The 329-nt window shown below is 51.7% G+C and carries 1 protein-coding gene; it reads right to left on the reverse strand.

All coding sequences use genetic code 11. From position 1 onward, the window contains the following. Positions 1–329, reverse strand: a 329-nt coding sequence (locus tag HMPREF2865_RS11330; RefSeq protein ID WP_141752552.1) for a transposase, incomplete at both ends; no start/stop codon positions are given.

Below are 329 nucleotides of genomic sequence, written 5' to 3' on the forward strand. Positions count from 1 at the left end.
CAACTGATGCTCTTTCAGATGTTGCCGGTTTTCCGCACTGTCATAGCCTTTGTCGGCATAGACGGCCGTACCTTCGGCTATCCCTTCCAGCAAAGGCGACAGGTGGTTGCACTCATGGGTATTGGCGGGGGTAATGTGCAGTTTCTCAATATAGCCTTCCGCATCTGTACGGGTATGTTGTTTGTAACCGAGTTTGTAGAGGCCGTTTTTCTTTATCCAACGGGCATCGCTGTCTTTACTCGGCGTGGTTTGGCCGCTGATTTGCCCTTCTTCATCGACTTCTATAGCCTGGCGTTGTTTGCTGCCGGCGGTCTGAATAATGGTGGCGT

It is taken from the genome of Neisseria sp. HMSC073G10, assembly GCF_001812605.1.
GTDB lineage: Bacteria > Pseudomonadota > Gammaproteobacteria > Burkholderiales > Neisseriaceae > Neisseria > Neisseria subflava_A.